General features: G+C 38.8%; 22 protein-coding genes. 7 read left to right on the top strand and 15 right to left on the bottom strand.

Annotation, left to right across the window (positions count from 1 at the left end; all coding sequences use genetic code 11):
• The first annotated feature begins 37 nt into the window (after nucleotides 1-37).
• Nucleotides 38-574, top strand: a complete 537-nt coding sequence (locus ACOQO1_RS16260; protein WP_420603940.1) for a DUF1697 domain-containing protein — start codon at nucleotides 38-40, stop codon at nucleotides 572-574.
• On the opposite strand, the gene ACOQO1_RS16265 is transcribed toward ACOQO1_RS16260, so the two are convergent.
• Complete coding sequence (locus ACOQO1_RS16265; RefSeq protein WP_420603941.1) at nucleotides 571-1,044, bottom strand: TspO/MBR family protein; 474 nt, start codon at nucleotides 1,042-1,044, stop codon at nucleotides 571-573. The genes ACOQO1_RS16260 and ACOQO1_RS16265 overlap by 4 nt on opposite strands.
• Nucleotides 1,045-1,137: 93 nt before the next feature.
• Here ACOQO1_RS16265 and ACOQO1_RS16270 point away from each other — a divergent pair, with 93 nt between their 5' ends.
• The 4 genes from ACOQO1_RS16270 to ACOQO1_RS16285 all read left to right on the top strand — a co-directional run bounded on the left by ACOQO1_RS16270 (nucleotide 1,138) and on the right by ACOQO1_RS16285 (nucleotide 5,099).
• On the top strand, nucleotides 1,138-2,220 hold the full coding sequence (locus tag ACOQO1_RS16270; RefSeq protein WP_420603942.1) for a diphosphomevalonate/mevalonate 3,5-bisphosphate decarboxylase family protein: 1,083 nt from the start codon (nucleotides 1,138-1,140) through the stop codon (nucleotides 2,218-2,220).
• Nucleotides 2,221-2,295: 75 nt separating this feature from the next.
• Entirely contained in the window at nucleotides 2,296-3,234 is a 939-nt protein-coding gene (locus ACOQO1_RS16275; protein ID WP_420603943.1) for a mevalonate kinase, read from the top strand.
• A 9-nt stretch (nucleotides 3,235-3,243) separates the two neighbouring features.
• Nucleotides 3,244-4,149, top strand: coding sequence for a geranylgeranylglycerol-phosphate geranylgeranyltransferase (locus ACOQO1_RS16280; RefSeq protein ID WP_420603944.1), 906 nt, complete (start codon nucleotides 3,244-3,246; stop codon nucleotides 4,147-4,149).
• Complete coding sequence (locus ACOQO1_RS16285) at nucleotides 4,149-5,099, top strand: carbon-nitrogen hydrolase family protein (RefSeq protein WP_420603945.1); 951 nt, start codon at nucleotides 4,149-4,151, stop codon at nucleotides 5,097-5,099. The genes ACOQO1_RS16280 and ACOQO1_RS16285 overlap by 1 nt, the downstream gene beginning before the upstream one ends.
• 101 nt (nucleotides 5,100-5,200) lie before the next feature.
• Here the strand turns inward: ACOQO1_RS16285 and ACOQO1_RS16290 are convergent, their stop codons facing one another.
• The 4 genes from ACOQO1_RS16290 to ACOQO1_RS16305 all read right to left on the bottom strand — a co-directional run bounded on the left by ACOQO1_RS16290 (nucleotide 5,201) and on the right by ACOQO1_RS16305 (nucleotide 7,805).
• Nucleotides 5,201-5,803, bottom strand: coding sequence for a short chain dehydrogenase (locus ACOQO1_RS16290; protein ID WP_420603946.1), 603 nt, complete (start codon nucleotides 5,801-5,803; stop codon nucleotides 5,201-5,203).
• Nucleotides 5,804-6,235 carry a GNAT family N-acetyltransferase gene (locus ACOQO1_RS16295; protein WP_420603947.1) on the bottom strand — a complete coding sequence of 144 codons (432 nt, stop codon included), beginning with the start codon at nucleotides 6,233-6,235 and terminating at the stop codon, nucleotides 5,804-5,806.
• 52 nt (nucleotides 6,236-6,287) lie between these two features.
• Nucleotides 6,288-6,593, bottom strand: coding sequence for an ArsR/SmtB family transcription factor (locus tag ACOQO1_RS16300; protein WP_420603948.1), 306 nt, complete (start codon nucleotides 6,591-6,593; stop codon nucleotides 6,288-6,290).
• Nucleotides 6,594-6,713: 120 nt separating this feature from the next.
• Nucleotides 6,714-7,805, bottom strand: a complete 1,092-nt coding sequence (locus ACOQO1_RS16305; RefSeq protein WP_420603949.1) for an SGNH/GDSL hydrolase family protein — start codon at nucleotides 7,803-7,805, stop codon at nucleotides 6,714-6,716.
• A gap of 129 nt (nucleotides 7,806-7,934) precedes the next feature.
• Here ACOQO1_RS16305 and ACOQO1_RS16310 point away from each other — a divergent pair, with 129 nt between their 5' ends.
• Together ACOQO1_RS16310 and ACOQO1_RS16315 are read left to right on the top strand one after the other, a co-directional pair.
• The gene (locus ACOQO1_RS16310) at nucleotides 7,935-8,777 is read left to right on the top strand and encodes a pseudouridine synthase (protein WP_420603950.1); all 843 of its coding nucleotides are present in this window, start codon (nucleotides 7,935-7,937) and stop codon (nucleotides 8,775-8,777) included.
• A 9-nt stretch (nucleotides 8,778-8,786) separates the two neighbouring features.
• Entirely contained in the window at nucleotides 8,787-9,233 is a 447-nt protein-coding gene (locus ACOQO1_RS16315) for a hypothetical protein (protein WP_420603951.1), read from the top strand.
• Between the two features lie 17 nt (nucleotides 9,234-9,250).
• Here ACOQO1_RS16315 and ACOQO1_RS16320 read toward each other — a convergent pair whose 3' ends face one another.
• From ACOQO1_RS16320 to ACOQO1_RS16365, 10 genes are all read right to left on the bottom strand, one after another.
• Nucleotides 9,251-9,724: a hypothetical protein gene (locus ACOQO1_RS16320; protein ID WP_420603952.1), complete on the bottom strand. Its 474-nt coding sequence runs from the start codon at nucleotides 9,722-9,724 to the stop codon at nucleotides 9,251-9,253.
• A 224-nt stretch (nucleotides 9,725-9,948) separates the two neighbouring features.
• Complete coding sequence (locus ACOQO1_RS16325) at nucleotides 9,949-10,383, bottom strand: VOC family protein (RefSeq protein ID WP_420603953.1); 435 nt, start codon at nucleotides 10,381-10,383, stop codon at nucleotides 9,949-9,951.
• Between the two features lie 111 nt (nucleotides 10,384-10,494).
• Nucleotides 10,495-11,427: a LuxR C-terminal-related transcriptional regulator gene (locus ACOQO1_RS16330; protein WP_420603954.1), complete on the bottom strand. Its 933-nt coding sequence runs from the start codon at nucleotides 11,425-11,427 to the stop codon at nucleotides 10,495-10,497.
• 235 nt (nucleotides 11,428-11,662) lie between these two features.
• Nucleotides 11,663-11,959, bottom strand: coding sequence for a hypothetical protein (locus ACOQO1_RS16335; protein ID WP_420603955.1), 297 nt, complete (start codon nucleotides 11,957-11,959; stop codon nucleotides 11,663-11,665).
• 8 nt (nucleotides 11,960-11,967) lie between these two features.
• Nucleotides 11,968-12,285, bottom strand: a complete 318-nt coding sequence (locus tag ACOQO1_RS16340; RefSeq protein WP_420603956.1) for a hypothetical protein — start codon at nucleotides 12,283-12,285, stop codon at nucleotides 11,968-11,970.
• A gap of 151 nt (nucleotides 12,286-12,436) precedes the next feature.
• Nucleotides 12,437-13,720 (bottom strand): argininosuccinate lyase, encoded by a 1,284-nt coding sequence (gene argH / locus ACOQO1_RS16345; RefSeq protein ID WP_420603957.1) that lies wholly within the window; start codon nucleotides 13,718-13,720, stop codon nucleotides 12,437-12,439.
• Complete coding sequence (locus ACOQO1_RS16350) at nucleotides 13,717-14,133, bottom strand: ACT domain-containing protein (RefSeq protein ID WP_420603958.1); 417 nt, start codon at nucleotides 14,131-14,133, stop codon at nucleotides 13,717-13,719. The genes argH and ACOQO1_RS16350 overlap by 4 nt, the downstream gene beginning before the upstream one ends.
• 7 nt (nucleotides 14,134-14,140) lie before the next feature.
• Complete coding sequence (locus tag ACOQO1_RS16355; RefSeq protein ID WP_420603959.1) at nucleotides 14,141-15,217, bottom strand: M20 family metallo-hydrolase; 1,077 nt, start codon at nucleotides 15,215-15,217, stop codon at nucleotides 14,141-14,143.
• Nucleotides 15,214-15,993 (bottom strand): acetylglutamate kinase, encoded by a 780-nt coding sequence (gene argB / locus ACOQO1_RS16360; protein WP_420603960.1) that lies wholly within the window; start codon nucleotides 15,991-15,993, stop codon nucleotides 15,214-15,216. The genes ACOQO1_RS16355 and argB overlap by 4 nt, the downstream gene beginning before the upstream one ends.
• Nucleotide 15,994: 1 nt before the next feature.
• Nucleotides 15,995-16,741: an SDR family NAD(P)-dependent oxidoreductase gene (locus tag ACOQO1_RS16365; protein ID WP_420603961.1), complete on the bottom strand. Its 747-nt coding sequence runs from the start codon at nucleotides 16,739-16,741 to the stop codon at nucleotides 15,995-15,997.
• Nucleotide 16,742 lies beyond the last annotated feature (1 nt).

Genomic DNA, 16,742 nt, shown 5'->3' on the forward strand with positions numbered 1-16,742 from the left:
TAAATCAGAGTATTTTTAGACTTCATAATTTGTTAATATGAAAACGCATATCGCATTGCTCAGGGGAATCAATGTAAGCGGGCAAAAGAAAATCAAAATGGCCGAGTTGTCAAGGTCGTTGGAAAAGCATGGATTTCAACAGGTGAAAACCTATATACAGAGTGGCAATATTGTGTTCCAAAGTAAAAGTGATAATGCGGAAGAACTTCAAAACAGAATGCACCATGCAATTTTGGCCGACTTTGGGTTTGACGTACCGGTATTGATTTTAACTGTGGAGAAACTCATTAGGATTTTGAAGTTAAATCCCTATGCCAATGAACCCGATACAAAAGGTCTGTACTATGTTTTGCTCAAGACCCTTCCCAGTCAGGATTTGATAGGGGAGTTCAATAAACTAGAATTTGAGAATGAAGATTTTAGTATAACGAAAGAATGTGTTTATCTTTTTTGTAGAGCAGGATTCGGAAAGGCAAAACTTGACAATAATTTTGTGGAAAGAAGACTGAAGGTTCAAGCTACCACCCGTAATTTAAGGACCTTGAACAAACTTGTGGAAATGACGAAAGGCTAGTTCAGTTCCCAGATTTTGTAGTTTAGGAGTGTTGCAAAACAAATCCAAAGCAAATAGGGCACAAGGAGAAAAGCTGCAACTTTACTGACCACCCTAAACCATTTAATGGTCAAAATAATCAAGGTGAGTAGCACTAAAATAACAAAGAGAGCTCCCAGTGGGTTTTTCAATCCAAAAAATACAATGCTCCACAACGCATTAAAGAGCAATTGAAAACCAAAATGGTATAATGCGGTTTTAACCCAAATATGGTGAAACCCTTTGGACCACACTATTCCTGCGGAAACCCCCATTAAAACATAAAGAATGGCCCAAACAGGAGCAAATATGGCATTGGGAGGATTAAAATCTGGCTTGTTCAGGGAAAGATACCAATCATTTACAGAGCTTTGGGTTGCAAAACTGGATAGAAAGCCTATCAGTAGGCAAACTGCAACGCTTAGTAAAATATATGTAACCTTCTTCTTCATGGTTGGTGCAACTTCATCTAAAATAAGAATTTATTCGTATCCGCTTCATAGTAAGAAAGGAGTATCATTTATATTTGCCCAAATATTTCTGCAATGACCGAAAATGACTTTCTGCCCATCCAATATGATAATTTGCCAGCAGAAGGTAAGGTAGCTTGGAAAGCGCCCAGTAACATTGCATTGGTCAAGTATTGGGGAAAAAAGGCCAACCAGATTCCAGCAAACCCCTCTGTGAGTTTTACATTGGATGCTTGCGCAACTACTACCACGATTTTCTTTAGCAGAAAAGAGGATGATTCGCAATTTTCCTTTGATCTGGTTTTCGAAGGAGAACCCAAAGAAGATTTTAAGCCCAAGATCCAGACTTTTTTGGAGCGGATTGAAATCTACCTCCCATTTTTGAAGTCCTATCATTTAAAGATTGAAACCTCAAACTCCTTTCCACATAGTAGCGGAATTGCTTCCTCAGCAAGTGGAATGGCAGCCTTGGCATTGTGCTTAATGGATATGGAGAAGATGATGAATCCAGAAATGGATTCGGATTTTTTCAATAGAAAAGCTTCTTTTTTGGCCCGTTTGGGTTCCGGAAGCGCTTGCAGAAGTATTGAAGGTGATTTGATACAATGGGGAGAACACCAACCTATAGTTGATAGTTCAAATTTATATGGGATTAAATACCCATTTAAGGTAAACACTGTTTTTAAGAATTTTCATGATACCATTCTATTGGTTCATAAAGGTCAGAAACAAGTCAGTAGCTCGGGAGGCCACAATTTAATGCATAACCATCCGTATGCGGAAAGACGTTTTGAGCAGGCCCATGAACATTTGGATAGTTTAAAGGCCATTTTTTCTGAGGGGAATTTGGAGCGTTTCATTGAAGTGGTTGAAAGTGAGGCTTTGACATTGCATGCCATGATGATGACCAGCATGCCCTATTTTATTTTAATGAAACCGGATACTTTGCAGATTATCAATAAGATTTGGGACTATCGAAAAAAAACCAAGACCCCTATTTGCTTTACCTTGGATGCTGGTGCCAACGTGCATTTGCTCTATCCTGAGTCTGTAAAAGAAAAGGCTATCCAATTTATTCAGGATGAATTAGTTGCGCATTGTGAGAATGGCCATTATATTTGCGACCGAATTGGCACCGGAGCTCGAAAAATTGGGTAGTTAAACCAATAAAGGGTTTTGTTTGTCGTTGGATTCATGGGCAAGACTACATTATTTGTATCTTAGTTGAAATATATGAAAGGACCTTTATTTTATTCTAAAATTCTACTTTTTGGAGAGTATGGGATTATCAAAGATTCCAAAGGACTATCCATTCCCTATAATTTTTTCAAAGGAGCGTTAAAAACTGATGAAAATCCATCAGAATTGGCCAAGAAATCCAATGAAAGCTTAAAAGCTTATGTGGACTATCTTAGAAAACTGGAAAGTGAAGAAGAAGGTCTGGTTTCTTTTGATTTGGAGACTTTGGGGAATGATGTTACCAAAGGCATGTATTTTGACAGCTCTATCCCGCAGGGATATGGTATAGGAAGCAGTGGGGCTTTGGTAGCGGCCATTTATGATAAATATGCCACTGATAAAATTACGGTCTTAGAGAATTTAACTCGGAAGAAACTGCTAAAATTAAAAGAGATTTTCGGAAAAATGGAATCCTTCTTTCATGGAAAATCTTCAGGTTTGGACCCGCTGAACAGCTATTTAAGCTTGCCTATTCTCATCAATTCAAAAGATAACATAGAATCTACCAGCATCCCATCACAAAACAAGGAAGGAAAAGGTGCGGTGTTTTTGTTGGATAGTGGTATGACCGGAGAAACTGCTCCGATGGTACAGATTTTTATGGAAAAAATGAAGCAGGAAGGGTTTAGGAGTATGATCAAGGATCAATTTATAAAACATACTGATGCCTGTGTTGAAGATTTTTTAAACGGAAACATAAAATCCCTCTTTGGAAATCTAAAACAACTTTCCCATGTGGTTTTTGATCATTTCAAACCAATGATTCCTTCCAAGTTCCATCAACTTTGGCAACAAGGGATAGATACCAATGATTACTACCTTAAACTGTGCGGTTCTGGTGGTGGTGGATATATTTTGGGCTTTACCCAAGATTTTGAAAAAGCCAAAAAGGCCCTCAAAGAATACAACTTGGAAGTGGTATACAACTTCTAAAACCATCAAATGCTTAGTAGAAAAAATAAACTCCTGCTGTTCAAGCTACTGAGTTTGTTTTCCGTGGTGCGCGGCTATAATATTTTAATAATTACGCTGGCCCAGTATTTGGCATCTATCTACATACTTTCGCCAGATTCTCCTTTACGCCATGTTATTCTGGATGTAAATCTCTTTTTAATTGTAACTTCCTCGGCCTTGGTCATTGCAAGTGGTTATATCATTAACAATTTTTACGATGCGGAAAAAGACCTGATCAACAAACCAACTAAAAGCATGCTGGATAGGTTGGTAAGTCAGCGGTTCAAATTGACTACTTACTTTATTTTAAATCTTTTGGCTGTTTTTGCCGCTAGCTATATTTCGTTTAGGGCAGTATTTTTTTTCTCGGCCTATATTTTTGGAATTTGGCTGTATTCGCACAAGCTAAAGCGTATTCCATTTATAGGTAACTTGGTTTCGGCTTCATTGGCCATTGCACCATTTTTTGTGGTCTTTGTATACTATAAGAATTTTGAGACCGTGATTTTTGTGCATGCCCTGTTCTTGTTTTTGTTGATTCTGGCCCGTGAAATGATCAAGGATTTGGAAAATATGGCTGGGGATATGGCACAAAACTATAAGACCATTCCCATAATGTACGGCTCCAATGTTTCTAAAGTACTTGTTGGTTTATTGATTATACTTACCCTTGTTCCAGCTTTGTTGCTCATCAATAGTTTTGATGTTGGGTATATGCACCTGTACTTTTTGCTCTGTATTGCGGTACTGGGACTTTTTATCATTTTGTTATGGAAGGCAAAGAGTAAAAAACACTATGTTTGGTTGCACAATATTTTAAAGTTCATCATTGTGGCTGGTGTTTTCAGCATACTATTGATTGACGTTGATTTGGTGTTAAATCGGATTCTGTAATGGAAAATCTTTTGAAAGTGGCAATGGCTCAGATTGCCCCTGTTTGGTTGGACAAACAAGCGACTTTGAAGAAAATTGAAGCAACAATTGTAGAGGCTACTTCCGAAAAAGCGGAGCTTTTGGTCTTTGGAGAGACCTTTTTGCCGGGATACCCTTTCTGGCTGGCCTATACCGAAGGAGCTGCTTGGGATTTAAAAGTGAACAAGGAATTACATGCCCATTACGTCCGGAATTCCATTCAGATTGAAGCAGGCGAGCTGGATTCCATTTGCAAATTGGCCAAGGAAAATCAAATTGCCATTTATTTGGGCATGATGGAACGTGCCAAAGACCGTGGCGGTCATAGTTTGTATTGTTCTTTGGTATACATTGACGCAAATGGAGGTATAAAATCCGTGCACCGCAAATTACAACCCACCTATGATGAGCGCTTGACATGGGCTCCCGGAGATGGAAATGGACTCCAGGTACATCCCTTAAAACAATTTACAGTGGGCGGACTCAACTGTTGGGAAAATTGGATGCCCTTACCAAGAACAGCCTTGTATGGTCAAGGTGAAAATTTGCATGTGGCCGTATGGCCAGGAGGATTGCACAATACCAAAGACATTACCCGTTTTATCGCTAGGGAATCACGAAGCTTCGTGATTTCGGTTTCTTCGTTGATGCAAACTTCGGATTTTCCAAAAGACACTCCGTATTTGGATAAAATTTTGGAAAAAGCACCTTCAGTTCTGGCCAATGGGGGCTCTGCCATTGCAGGACCGGATGGCGAATGGATTGTAGAACCAGTTGTAAACAAAGAAGGGCTCATCTATGAAACCTTGGATTTTAACCGCGTGTATGAGGAGCGCCAAAACTTTGATCCCGTAGGTCATTATTCCAGGCCCGATGTTACCAAGTTGCAGGTCAATCGGGAACGCCAATCTACCGTTGCGTTTAAAGATTGATGACTAACCTCTGCCTTTAGCGGTTCTGACCAACCCAACAGAGTCGAATGGTAATCGACTCCGCCGTAATTGTGGTTATACATTGTTGGCAACTGGCTTTTTCAATCATAAATTCTAATTATTTCTCCATTACCTTTTCCTTTCACGCTTCTTACATATCCGTTTATTACTTTTCTCATAGGTATCGGATTGTGCCCTGGAAAGTAATCCTTGTACTTTTCGTATGCGTTTTCTACCATACCTGACGAAACAACATTTACTCTAATTCCATTTTCTATTTCGAGAGCAACAGCTTTAACGAAGCTATGTATTCCTCCGTTTACCATTGCTGCACTTGTAGTTTTTACTACTGGATCATCCGCGAGAATTCCTGTGGATAAGGTTATTGAACCATTTGGATTTAAATAGTTTTTTCCGATACGAACAAGGTTTACCTGTCCCATAAGTTTGCTTTTCAGCCCAACATAATAGTCTTCTTCAGTGAGTTTATCAAAGTCATTCCACTTTGCTTCTCCTGCAACACAGATTATGGCATCTAACTTTCCTGTTTTTTCAAACATAGCTTTAATAGATTGGCTGTTGGCAATATCTACATTGACATCTCCACTTGAGCGACCTGCAATTAATACTTCGTTGTCCTTTTCAAAATGGGAAACAACTGTTTTCCCTATTGTTCCATTTCCTCCAATTATTAATATTCTCATTTATTTCTGATTTAGTTTATGTTCAAAATGAAAACCAAGGGTTTTAAAATTTTGGTTATAATAGAACTTATGCGAACGTGTATTTTGAACATAAGTATTTAAACCAATAGTTTGGTATTCATTATTTAACGCCCATTTTTTGATCTCATCCATAAAATATTTACCACAGCCTTTTGATTGAATCTTTGAATCAATAATTACATTATCCAACTCCAAATGTTTCCCACAATAGATTCGGACAGTTGTCCAACCACTTGATATTCCTACTAGTTCTTTATCTCTAAATAGGGCAAAGCATTTATAATTTGGTAATTGAGACATCTGACGTAGCAACTTTTCTATACTGTTATTAGTCATTTCTGGATTTAGCAATTTCAGAAGATAAAACGATTTTTCAAGATGCTCTAGTGGGTTGATAAGGTTAAATTGCATGTTATTCATATCTTTATTTCGGTATATGTAGATATATATGGTTAAATAAAAATCAATTTTTTAGAAAATGACAATACTTTTCGATCAACTCTTCATTTCTTTTTAAGTATGACCACTTCCCGTGGCGTGTAGAAATTAATAGACCACATTTTTCCATATTCGTCAGATAGGTTGAAATTGTTGATTGTGAGAGTCCTGCTTTTTCTTGAATGTATGTTACGCAAACGCCATCATTAAAATGCTTTAATGTTTCGTGTGGCGGAAAGTGTTTTTCAGGTTCTTTTAGCCATTCCATGATCTGGACCCTAGTCTGGTTAGATAGACATTTACCAATTTCAGTGGCAGTTTTCAAATTCATGAGACAAATATATCTATAATTCTCGATATGTAAAAATGAAAATGGTGAAATTCGAGAAAATCCGCTTAAAAATCTAACACAAATTGATGGATGTCGGATCCGGGTTGGTAGATTTTTTAGCTACCAATCAATGTTCTTTTCAATAAACTTGATTAAGCTGTTTGCCATTGCTTCCTGATCTTTAATTGAAGGGTGTGCCGTAGCCTCGATATAGGGCATAAAATGAGTGTAAACAGCTTCATCATTTAGATTGCCGATGGCTTTTTCAATATAACCTGGCCATTTTGAACCTTCTTTAACAGCATCCATACAACCCAAGGAACATATGATCTTGGCGTCAGGATACTTTTGCCTTAAATTGGCAATGAACTGTTGATAGGCAGCTATAATTTCATCATCATTTGGAGCTTCTGTGCCAAACCTCACTTTAAATTCATCATATTCAGGCATGTTCACCAACCACGAATCATTCTGAAATAAATTGACCACGACCACATCGGGCCTGTACAAAGAAAAATCCCATTTGCTGCTTGGATCCGTAGGAATCAATCTATCGTACATCTCGGGCATTATTAAAGGATGCCAACTCACCGTTATACCAATACCACTTTTACAGATGCATTGATATTTTGCTTTAAAGTGTCTGGCGGTGATGGCGGCATAACTCAAATAGTTATTGGTGTAAGTGCTATCGGGGGAATCTTTTCCCGATAAATCTTCAATGGCATAACCAGCGGTTATGGAATTGCCATAAAACTCTATTTTCCTTTTTAGCGGGATAGGTTTGGGCAATACCTTGACATTTCCCTCCAGTTTAAATCCATAGAAGGTAGTTTTTCCTCGATTCCATTCAGCTCGCTTAAAAATTTCAATGGTATGCTTTCCTTTGGATAATCCAGAAGCAAGTTGATGAAGGTGTTTGGTGGTATCTGGTCTAAAAATAAAAGGGTCTTCATTATCAATGATGACATTGTAGTAATTATCCCCTTTTTCATCTTTAGTTAATGCGGATATGGATTCACCTTCAAAATTAAATTTTATGGAACTTCCGGACCAATACATTGCCACTCCTTCAACCTGTGATGAATCTACCCTGCCAGAATACACAATTTGTGGATTTGAATAATCCACAAACAATTCGTTTTGGGTAGTGCAAGCAGAAAATAAGGCCAAAGCGTTTAGGAGCAGAAATTTTCTAGTAAATAGGGTCATGGTTTTGGGTTGTATGGCTATTGGAAAATGAAGTTCGGGAATTTTAAACTAAAAATCCAACTTCAACAGATCGTTCGTAAGCTGTTGGGGGAAATAAAAAGCACTACTTTTGCAAAAAATTTATGACTGATGGCGAAATCAGACTATAACAGGGGCAAAAAGGCTTCTGGAAACTCTCAAAAAAGAAATCCCAAAAAGCAGTTCTCCAAAAAAGAAGGATTTCCAAAAAGACCTCAAAAGCCGGTTAAAAAATCAAATCCCAATGAGATTCGATTAAATCGCTATGTGGCCAATGCGGGCATCTGTTCCCGAAGGGAAGCTGACACTTATATTGCTGCGGGCAATGTATCTGTAAACGGAAAGGTAATAACGGAAATGGGCTATAAGGTCAAGCTTACGGATGATGTTCGTTTTGATGGCCGAAAACTCAGTTTGGAGAAGAAGGAATATGTGTTGTTGAACAAGCCTAAAAACTTTATCACCACTACCAGTGATGAAAAAGGAAGGCGTACGGTAATGGAGCTTGTTTCCAGCGCCTCAAAATCCCGTTTATTGCCGGTTGGTCGCCTAGACCGCAACACTACCGGACTTTTACTCTTTACCAATGATGGGGATTTGACAAAAAAACTGACCCATCCCACGCATGGCGTGCGAAAGATTTATCATGTGCATTTGGACAAGAATTTGGCGCTGTCGGACTTGCGTAAAATAGAAGCTGGACTGGATTTGGAAGACGGTTCTGTGCAGGTAGACGATGTGAGCTATATTCAAGGTTCTCCCAAAAAGGAGGTTGGTGTTGAGATTCGCAGTGGTCGTAACCGCATTGTACGCCGTATTTTTGAGCACTTGGGATATAATGTAACCAAACTAGATCGGGTAATTTTTGCAGGACTCACCAAAAAGGACCTCCCCCGTGGTCACTGGCGCCATTTGACCGAACAGGAAGTGATCAATTTGGGGATGATCAAGTAAATCCGCTGTATGGCCATTCAAAAAATCAAACCACATCGTGTTTTTTGGATTTTAGGCCTTGTGTTAATTGCATTGCAACTCTTTTTTATCGTCAGTGATGAAAATTCGTCTGCCTTATACCTAAATATTCATGACATCTATTATGCAGTGGCCTATGCACATATCTGTAATGCCTTGGGCGGTTGGTTTATTTTATGTGGATATGGCTATTGGATGTTCAATCTGTTTAAGATAAAAATAGTGGAATGGATGTTTTGGGCACATCTAGTCTTAAGTTTGCTTTTTTGCTTTGCGGTAGGTTTATCTTTTAGCAGTGATAAATCCGATACTGGGAATTTGGTCCATGAGACGGTTGACCAGTTGACCATTTTTATCACGGTCACTGGCTTTTTGATCGGACAGATTTTGTTCGTAAGCAATGCATTGATTTCCATGATTCGGATTAAGAGGCGTTGAAACAACGTATTGTTTTTTCACTTAGAAACCTTTATTATTTCATAGACCCATTGACGGTTCTTTTTATAGCCTTTGAGAAGGTTTGGGGATTTTATTCCTCCCCAAATCATTCCTCCTCCCGGAGGGGCAAATAAGAAAAAGGCTGAATTGCCAGTAAAAAGATATCCGAAGATACTAGCCCCAATGGCGGTAGCTCCGTAATACATAAAAAAACCAGTGGTAATTATGGAAATCAGTAATGGATTACGTTTAATTTTGACTATTTGAGCTAATGCAATAGATCTATTTTTAATGAGGATATGTTGCTCGCTCATTACCTTAAACGTTCCAGAAATTCGCTGACCATCATTTGTTATAATTCTTATCCTCTTATTTTCTTTGATCAGTATTTCCCTCTTGGAAGTGGGATTTGTGATTTTAATTGCCTTTTCTTGTGAATAGGTGATGTTCACTGAAAAAGTACAAACAAGAAAGATAACAAGCGTCTTCAAATCTATTGGGTTTCATGAACAAAATGGACGATGTCCATAAATAAAGTTCGAAGATTCTAGTCTAAACCCAGGACGTGAATTGATGGATTAGCCTTATGAATTGATGGATTTGAATTTCTTTCCACCTCCAAAATCCGTAAACTGACCTTAAGCTATCCAAAGGTTAGTCCATTTGGCGTAGGATGAAATAGTAGATTGGAGGTGGTAAATGGGATGCTCTGTAGCTAAGCTGTGGTGTAGCTTTTGTAACTGTTTCGTTCTTCGGGCACCTCGCTAAGATATTGTACAAACTCGTATTGGTTTCCATCCGCATCGGCAAAATAGTCTCTGATTCTAAATTGTTCCACCTCTTTTGGAAAATCCCTTTTGTACCCATTGCCAAGAAGATTGTTGGCTATTTCTTCAACATTGGGAACAACAAAGCCAATATGGTTTATACCAATCTTGTCATAGTTCTTGTCAGTTTTTAAATCGCTGTACTTGGCTTGATTTATGGCAATATAAGTGTCGTCATCTCCAAAATGGACCCATTCTCTTGCACCATTGCCACCTCCTCTAATCTTGAAGTGAGGGAAAGCGGTTCTGAAGAATCTTATTGCTTCCTGTAGATCGTTTACCGTTATGTTGGCGTGTTCCAAATAAATATGCTTCGTACTCATAAGGTTTCGTTTTTAATTGGTTACAAAGATGGAACCAGAAAATGAGGCTTAAAACGAACCTTGGTACAGAAAGCGTCCTGTACTAAAGTACAGTTTAGTGTTGTGAAATTATCAGATGCTAAAAAGCCCTCGTTTAAGTGCAATATCCACGGCTTCTGTCCTATTGTCTGCATGAAGTTTGGACAGGATTGCGGTAACATGGAATTTTACGGTGCGCTCGGTGATGTACAGCTGTTTTCCAATACTTTCGTTTGTAAGCCCCTGTTTTATAAGGGTTAATACTTCCAGCTCACGACTTGTCAGTGGCATTTCGGGATAATTAAACTTCTTTGATCTGGCTCTAGGCTCTTTACTTGGCTCTGTTTCCTCCAATAAAATGGTCAAATGCTTTTGAAGATCTGTAGTTGTTTTAAGAGCGTCTATCACTTTATGCCTCTCCGTATTTTCAAGGGATGAGATAATAGCTTCTATTTTTGGTATGAAAACCCGTTTTAGCACGTCACGTATGCTTGCGTCTGATTCAACACTTTCACGGCTATAGGATTGTTGCAATCGGGTGCGTTGAATGGCAGTTCCTACCAATTCACTGATGGTGTTAAGAATGGTAAGTTCCTTTTTGGTGAGTTTCCGGTTTTCTTCGCTCAGTAAATTAATGAGTCCCACTTTCTGGTTATTGATAATGATGGGAATGGTAGCGTGAAACTTGAGGTCTTCGGTACCCGAGCCAATATCCTTTAATCTTGTACAGGCTATCTCACTGATGTTCATGGCCTGATCCATACCGTCTGCCAAGTATTGTTTTATGCAATAACACCCGCCTGACAACCGCTCCGGATGATTACTCAATGTAGGAGGTAGATTGTGTGAAGCTGCTAAGTATACCGACTTGTTATCCGGCTCCGTAAGCCAGACCCATCCTGTTTCCAGATTAAGGATTTCCACCATTTTCTCCAAGGATTTCCGAAGTGCGGAATGCAAGGAAAACTCTTTGTTCAGATGGCTTGCTATCTCGTAGAGATGGGAATAATAATCAGTATCGTTCATCACCGAAAGCTACTAATAAATTGGAGATTATCGCAGCGAAGCTTTTTTCCTATTGATTGTGACTCATATCAAGAGGGATGATTTTGTAGTTACACTTATCGGTTTCGTATAACCGTCAGTTACGGGTTAATATGCGTTAATTTTCGGTTTGGCACTGACTTTAGCAATTCCGAGTGGATTCGGGCGTAGTCGAATCCACCTTAATTGCGGTATACATTGTTACCTGCTGGCTTTTTTAATCACAATATGCTATTATTCCAGACTTCGATTCCAAAGCTTTCTCCAGAATCTCACATAACTTTTCAATGTCAGTATCCGATTCTCTTTTTTCAGATGCTTTTTTACTGATTTGCTTTACCAATCCATTATTCCATCTAAAGTCAGAATAGTAATCAAATCGAGAATCAATAATTCCATTTTCTTTTAGATTTTCAAAAGTCTTTGAATTCAAGCCAGAAATGTATTCCAGATTTGCCTTTTCAGGATAATTAGGCTTAGATTGTTCATCATTTATCAAATAGAAATCTAGCATACTTTCATTTATTTGTTCTCTTGAAAATATTCATAAGCATATCCTTCTATTTCTCCACTCAGTTGATTTCCATTCTCATCTTTCAAGTCATACATTTCTTGTATTCCGCCAATTGAAGCAGAACCATCCAAACCCAAAAGAATAGTGTAAAAAATGTCAGTAAATGAAGAATCTAATACTTTTTTCATTATTTCGGTCTGTTGGTCAGTTAGATTAAGAGACTCAATTAATTGTCTTACTTCCGTTTCAGATTTTTCAGAAAGGTATTCTTTCAGAAAGTTCTGTTTTTCTGAATAAAATGCTTTTACAAATTCTTCTGTCTTCATTTTTTTTTGCGCTTGCAGGTAACGTTTAAGATATCGCTCGTTTTAATGAGCTATATCGCCCGATAAGTGAAGTTCTTAAATTTTGATGTAAAAAGCTAAGCTAAATTGACGGATCTACATGCTGGATTAACCATCTTCACGAATTAGCTTTTTAAGCCAACAGTTTTTCCATTTTTGTCTGTATCTCCTTCAAACATAAATTCCCGAAACTACCCTCATGGGTATGTTTAATATCTTTTTTGGGAGTAAAGGTGCCCGCTTCAATATCCTTGCCCATGCTTTTATAAGCATCCCTAAATGGCATTCCACTTTTTACCAACTCATTTAAAGTATCTACACTGAACAAATAGTCATATTTGGGATCATCCAAAATTTTGGTGTTGACCTTTATTTTCTTCAGGCTAAAAAGCATCATTTCCAAACAGGCTTTAATGTCTTGGATGGCCGGTACGATGACCTCTTTTACCAATTGCAGATCTCTATGGTAACCACTGGGCAGGTTATTGGTGATCAGTGTCAATTGACTGGGCACAGCTTGAATCTTATTGCACTTGGCACGAATTAGTTCAAAAACATCAGGGTTTTTCTTGTGTGGCATAATACTGCTACCTGTGGTCAGCTCATCAGGAAAGGAGATGAAATCAAAATTTTGACCCATGTACAAACAGATGTCCATGGCCAATTTGGATAGCGTGGCTGCAATACTGGAAATTCCAAAGGCAGTGGCTTTTTCTACCTTTCCGCGACCCATCTGGGCAGCGACCACGTTGTATTTTAGGGTCTCAAAACCCATTTCATGTGTGGTGAAGTTTCTGTCTATTGGGAATGAACTACCATAGCCGGCAGCGCTCCCCAACGGGTTCTGGTCCGCAATTTTTCGAGCGGCCTCTACAAAATACAAATCATCGATCAAACTTTCTGCATAGGCCGAAAACCACAGTCCAAATGAAGAAGGCATTGCAATTTGTAAATGGGTGTAACCGGGGAGCAGTACTTTTTTGTGTTTTTTGGCCAAATCCAACAAGAGGTCAAAGAGCGTTTTCACCTCATTTTTAATTTCATCCAGTTCATTTATCAGGTACAACTGCATGGCCACTAAAATCTGGTCGTTCCTAGATCTAGCCGTATGGATTTTTTTGCCGGTATCTCCTAGCCTTTGTGTAAGCACAAATTCAATTTTGGAATGCATGTCCTCAAAATCGTCTTCAATGGTAAAAACTCCATCTTCAATACAACGTGTAATGTTATCCAGTTCCTTGACCAATTTTTTGGTTTCTTCTTCGGTGATCAAGCCAACTTTGCTCAACATCTTTGCATGGGCTTTTGATGCTATGACATCATATTTTGCCAATAGCAAATCCAGTTCTCGATCATTGCCCACGGTAAAATGGTCTATTTTTTTATCGGTACTAAAACCTTTGTCCCAGAGTTTCATTTTTTAGAATTGTTGTTGTTTTTCAATTGTTTTAAAACTTCCATAGCACGTTGTGCTTCCTGTTTTTCCACAAAAATGTGGTCATGATAGTAAGCAGCCACAACATTGAAACTGATTCCTTCATTGGCAAGAACATTTGAAATCGCTGCTGTGAGTCCCACAGTTTCTAAAGGAATTGGAGAATTCGTGTTTAAGGTGATGCAGGAGGCCATGTAATTGTATTTCAGATTTATACTGTCTGCATCTTCTTTTTTTAGAATCAATGTTATCCCTTCTTTTTCCTTAAAAATACCATGTACAAGGTCAAGATTAAATTGAAAGGAATCATCCACACTGGCGAAAACGAAATCTCCTTGATTAAGTACTGGTTGTAACTTTGACAATAACTTTTTTAAATCGGTTTCTCCTGACATGGGTGTGTTATTTTTGAATTAAGAATCCAGAAAGGATTTTGATATACAGATCTATCCCTTCCTCAATTTCCTTTACAAAAATAAATTCATTGGCCGAATGGGAGCGGGGGCTATGTCCTGGCCCCAACTTTACTGATTGACAACTTAAAGCAGCCTGATCTGACAAAGTAGGGGAACCATAAGTTTTTCTTCCTAAAGCAATGCCGCTTTTTACTAGATCATGATTCGGGTCAATGGCAGATGAGTTCAGTCGAAGGGAACGAGGTGTCATTTTACATGGAGCTTCTTTTTGAAGAAAATCCGCAATTTCTTTGTTGGAGTAGCAATCGTTTACCCTAACATCGACCACCAAATCCACTTTGGCCGGGACAACATTATGCTGATTTCCCGCATTGATTTGGGTAACGGTCAATTTTACTTCACCTAAAGTATCGGATACTTTTTCAAAGGTGCAATTCTTGAACCAGTTCAACACTTCAATGGTATTGTAAATGGAATTGTTGTCATTGGGATGCGCTGCATGGGAGGGAGTTCCTTCCACCATTGCATCGAATACAACCAATCCTTTTTCGGCAATGGCCAAATCCATAAGGGTGGGTTCCCCTACAACGGCCACATCAATTTTTGGAAGGATGGGAATTAGGGCCCGCAAACTTTTTTCCCCTGCATTTTCTTCCTCCGCTGTAGCTGCCATAATAATATTATGGCTTAAGTTTTTCTGCTCATAAAAGTGAACAAAAGTTGCCAATAAGGAGACCAAACAACCACCCGCATCATTACTTCCCAGGCCAAACAATTTTCCATCCTCTATATGGGGATTGAAAGGGTCTTTAGTATAGGCCGCATTGGGTTTTACGGTATCATGATGTGAATTAAGGAGCAGGGTGGGCTTGTTTTCATCAAAATGCTTGTTGAAAGCATAAATGTTGTTGAACTGTCTCTTGGTTTTTACCCCAAAATCCGTCAACCAATTTTGTATGGCATCACCCGTTTTGTCCTCCTCTCCGGAAAAGGATGGAATGGCAATCAACTGTTGCAGCAGTTCAATGGCTTTTTGGGTCAGCTGTTCTTGGTCAATTTTCATAGCGTTAAAGTCGTAAAATTTGATGTTGACTGCTGAAGCATTTCGCTGTCACCAATACAAACTTGTTTTACATTGTTTTCAAGAGCATGGAAACAATTGTGCATTTTTGGAAGCATTCCATCCGCAATGATTCCATCTGCCAAAAGGAATTTATAGGTTTCTGAATTGATATGTTGGATTACGGAATTTTCATCCTCAATATTTTGCAATACGCCCTTCTTTTCAAAACAATAATATAGCGTAGTTTCATATTTGGATGATAATCCAATAGCCAACTCAGAAGCAATGGTATCTGCATTGGTATTGAACAATTGCCCTTTGCCATCATGTGTCAACGCACAAAAAACAGGAGTAAAACCTGCTTGCAATAATTTTGAAATCCCTTCTGAATTTACTCCGTCTACATCACCGACCCATCCAAAATCCACCTCTTTCACCGGTCTTTTGTGAGCATGGATGGCATTGGCATCTGCCCCGCTCATTCCCATGGCATTACATCCCAACGCCTGTAATTGCGCCGTAATTTTCTTACTGACCAATCCTCCATATACCATAATGGCCACATCCAAGCTTTCGGCATCTGTAATCCTTCGACCATTGGTCATTTTTGTTTCAATACCCAATTTGTTTCCAATTTGGGTGGCTTTTTTGCCACCGCCATGCACCAATATTTTGTGACCATCTATTTTGGAGAATAACCCAAGCAAGTGTGATAACTCTTCAGAGTTTTCAATGATGTTACCGCCTATTTTTACTATGGAAAGTTTTTCTTTCATTTTACGTATTTAGTATTCCACCGTCAATGGTCATGGACGTTCCAGTAATCCATGATGAATCATCTGAAATTAGAAAAAGAGCCAACTTTGCAATGTCCTCCGGGGTGCCCAATCGTTGTAATAAAGTTGCTTTTGCAGCATTTTCCACCGCTTCCTCAGGATTTGGAAATGCTTTTGCCGAATCCCATATCAAAGGCGTATCTACGGGACCTGGACAAATTGCGTTTACCCTAATTTTTGGAGCATATTCAACCGCCATTTGTTTCATCAAAGCTATGCTTGCGCCCTTTGAGGCACAATACGCCGGATGATTGGGAAAGCTTTTAAAAGCTGCAATGGATGCATTGATAAGGATATTCCCCTTTCCACTTTTTTGAAGGTGTGGAATGGCATATTTTGACAAATAGAAAATAGAACTTAGGTTAACGTCCAAAGTGTTGTGCCAATCGGAGACCGAAAGGTCAACTACATTGCCCAATCCTAAAATCCCTGCATTCAAGGATAGTACGTCAAGTTTCCCAAACTCGTCAATGGACGTTTTGACCAATTTTTCATTGTAATCAGGTTGGGAAACATCTCCAGCAACAAAGACAGCACCTTTGAGTGCTTTTACCAAGGCATTGCCTCTTTCCAAGTTACGTCCGGAAAGAACAAGTTTTGCACCTTCAGCGTGCAACATCTCCGCAATGCTCTTTCCCATGCCACTTGTAGCTCCGGTAACAATACAGACTTGGTCTTTTAGTTTCATT

The sequence above is a fragment of the Flagellimonas sp. genome, assembly GCF_965222555.1.
GTDB lineage: Bacteria > Bacteroidota > Bacteroidia > Flavobacteriales > Flavobacteriaceae > Flagellimonas.

What these genes read in the sequence shown, in the direction of transcription:
- argB (WP_420603960.1), bottom strand. Translation starts at nt 15,993, where the DNA reads ATGAAAGAAAAACTTTCCATAGTAAAAATAGGCGGTAACATCATTGAA.
- ACOQO1_RS16305 (WP_420603949.1), bottom strand. Translation starts at nt 7,805, where the DNA reads ATGACCCTATTTACTAGAAAATTTCTGCTCCTAAACGCTTTGGCCTTA.
- ACOQO1_RS16350 (WP_420603958.1), bottom strand. Translation starts at nt 14,133, where the DNA reads ATGTCAGGAGAAACCGATTTAAAAAAGTTATTGTCAAAGTTACAACCA.
- ACOQO1_RS16325 (WP_420603953.1), bottom strand. Translation starts at nt 10,383, where the DNA reads ATGAGTACGAAGCATATTTATTTGGAACACGCCAACATAACGGTAAAC.
- ACOQO1_RS16295 (WP_420603947.1), bottom strand. Translation starts at nt 6,235, where the DNA reads ATGCAATTTAACCTTATCAACCCACTAGAGCATCTTGAAAAATCGTTT.
- ACOQO1_RS16330 (WP_420603954.1), bottom strand. Translation starts at nt 11,427, where the DNA reads ATGAACGATACTGATTATTATTCCCATCTCTACGAGATAGCAAGCCAT.
- ACOQO1_RS16275 (WP_420603943.1), top strand. Translation starts at nt 2,296, where the DNA reads ATGAAAGGACCTTTATTTTATTCTAAAATTCTACTTTTTGGAGAGTAT.
- ACOQO1_RS16300 (WP_420603948.1), bottom strand. Translation starts at nt 6,593, where the DNA reads ATGAATTTGAAAACTGCCACTGAAATTGGTAAATGTCTATCTAACCAG.
- ACOQO1_RS16355 (WP_420603959.1), bottom strand. Translation starts at nt 15,217, where the DNA reads ATGAAAATTGACCAAGAACAGCTGACCCAAAAAGCCATTGAACTGCTG.
- ACOQO1_RS16335 (WP_420603955.1), bottom strand. Translation starts at nt 11,959, where the DNA reads ATGCTAGATTTCTATTTGATAAATGATGAACAATCTAAGCCTAATTAT.
- ACOQO1_RS16315 (WP_420603951.1), top strand. Translation starts at nt 8,787, where the DNA reads ATGGCCATTCAAAAAATCAAACCACATCGTGTTTTTTGGATTTTAGGC.
- ACOQO1_RS16290 (WP_420603946.1), bottom strand. Translation starts at nt 5,803, where the DNA reads ATGAGAATATTAATAATTGGAGGAAATGGAACAATAGGGAAAACAGTT.
- ACOQO1_RS16265 (WP_420603941.1), bottom strand. Translation starts at nt 1,044, where the DNA reads ATGAAGAAGAAGGTTACATATATTTTACTAAGCGTTGCAGTTTGCCTA.
- argH (WP_420603957.1), bottom strand. Translation starts at nt 13,720, where the DNA reads ATGAAACTCTGGGACAAAGGTTTTAGTACCGATAAAAAAATAGACCAT.
- ACOQO1_RS16365 (WP_420603961.1), bottom strand. Translation starts at nt 16,741, where the DNA reads ATGAAACTAAAAGACCAAGTCTGTATTGTTACCGGAGCTACAAGTGGC.
- ACOQO1_RS16285 (WP_420603945.1), top strand. Translation starts at nt 4,149, where the DNA reads ATGGAAAATCTTTTGAAAGTGGCAATGGCTCAGATTGCCCCTGTTTGG.
- ACOQO1_RS16270 (WP_420603942.1), top strand. Translation starts at nt 1,138, where the DNA reads ATGACCGAAAATGACTTTCTGCCCATCCAATATGATAATTTGCCAGCA.
- ACOQO1_RS16310 (WP_420603950.1), top strand. Translation starts at nt 7,935, where the DNA reads ATGGCGAAATCAGACTATAACAGGGGCAAAAAGGCTTCTGGAAACTCT.
- ACOQO1_RS16340 (WP_420603956.1), bottom strand. Translation starts at nt 12,285, where the DNA reads ATGAAGACAGAAGAATTTGTAAAAGCATTTTATTCAGAAAAACAGAAC.
- ACOQO1_RS16280 (WP_420603944.1), top strand. Translation starts at nt 3,244, where the DNA reads ATGCTTAGTAGAAAAAATAAACTCCTGCTGTTCAAGCTACTGAGTTTG.
- ACOQO1_RS16260 (WP_420603940.1), top strand. Translation starts at nt 38, where the DNA reads ATGAAAACGCATATCGCATTGCTCAGGGGAATCAATGTAAGCGGGCAA.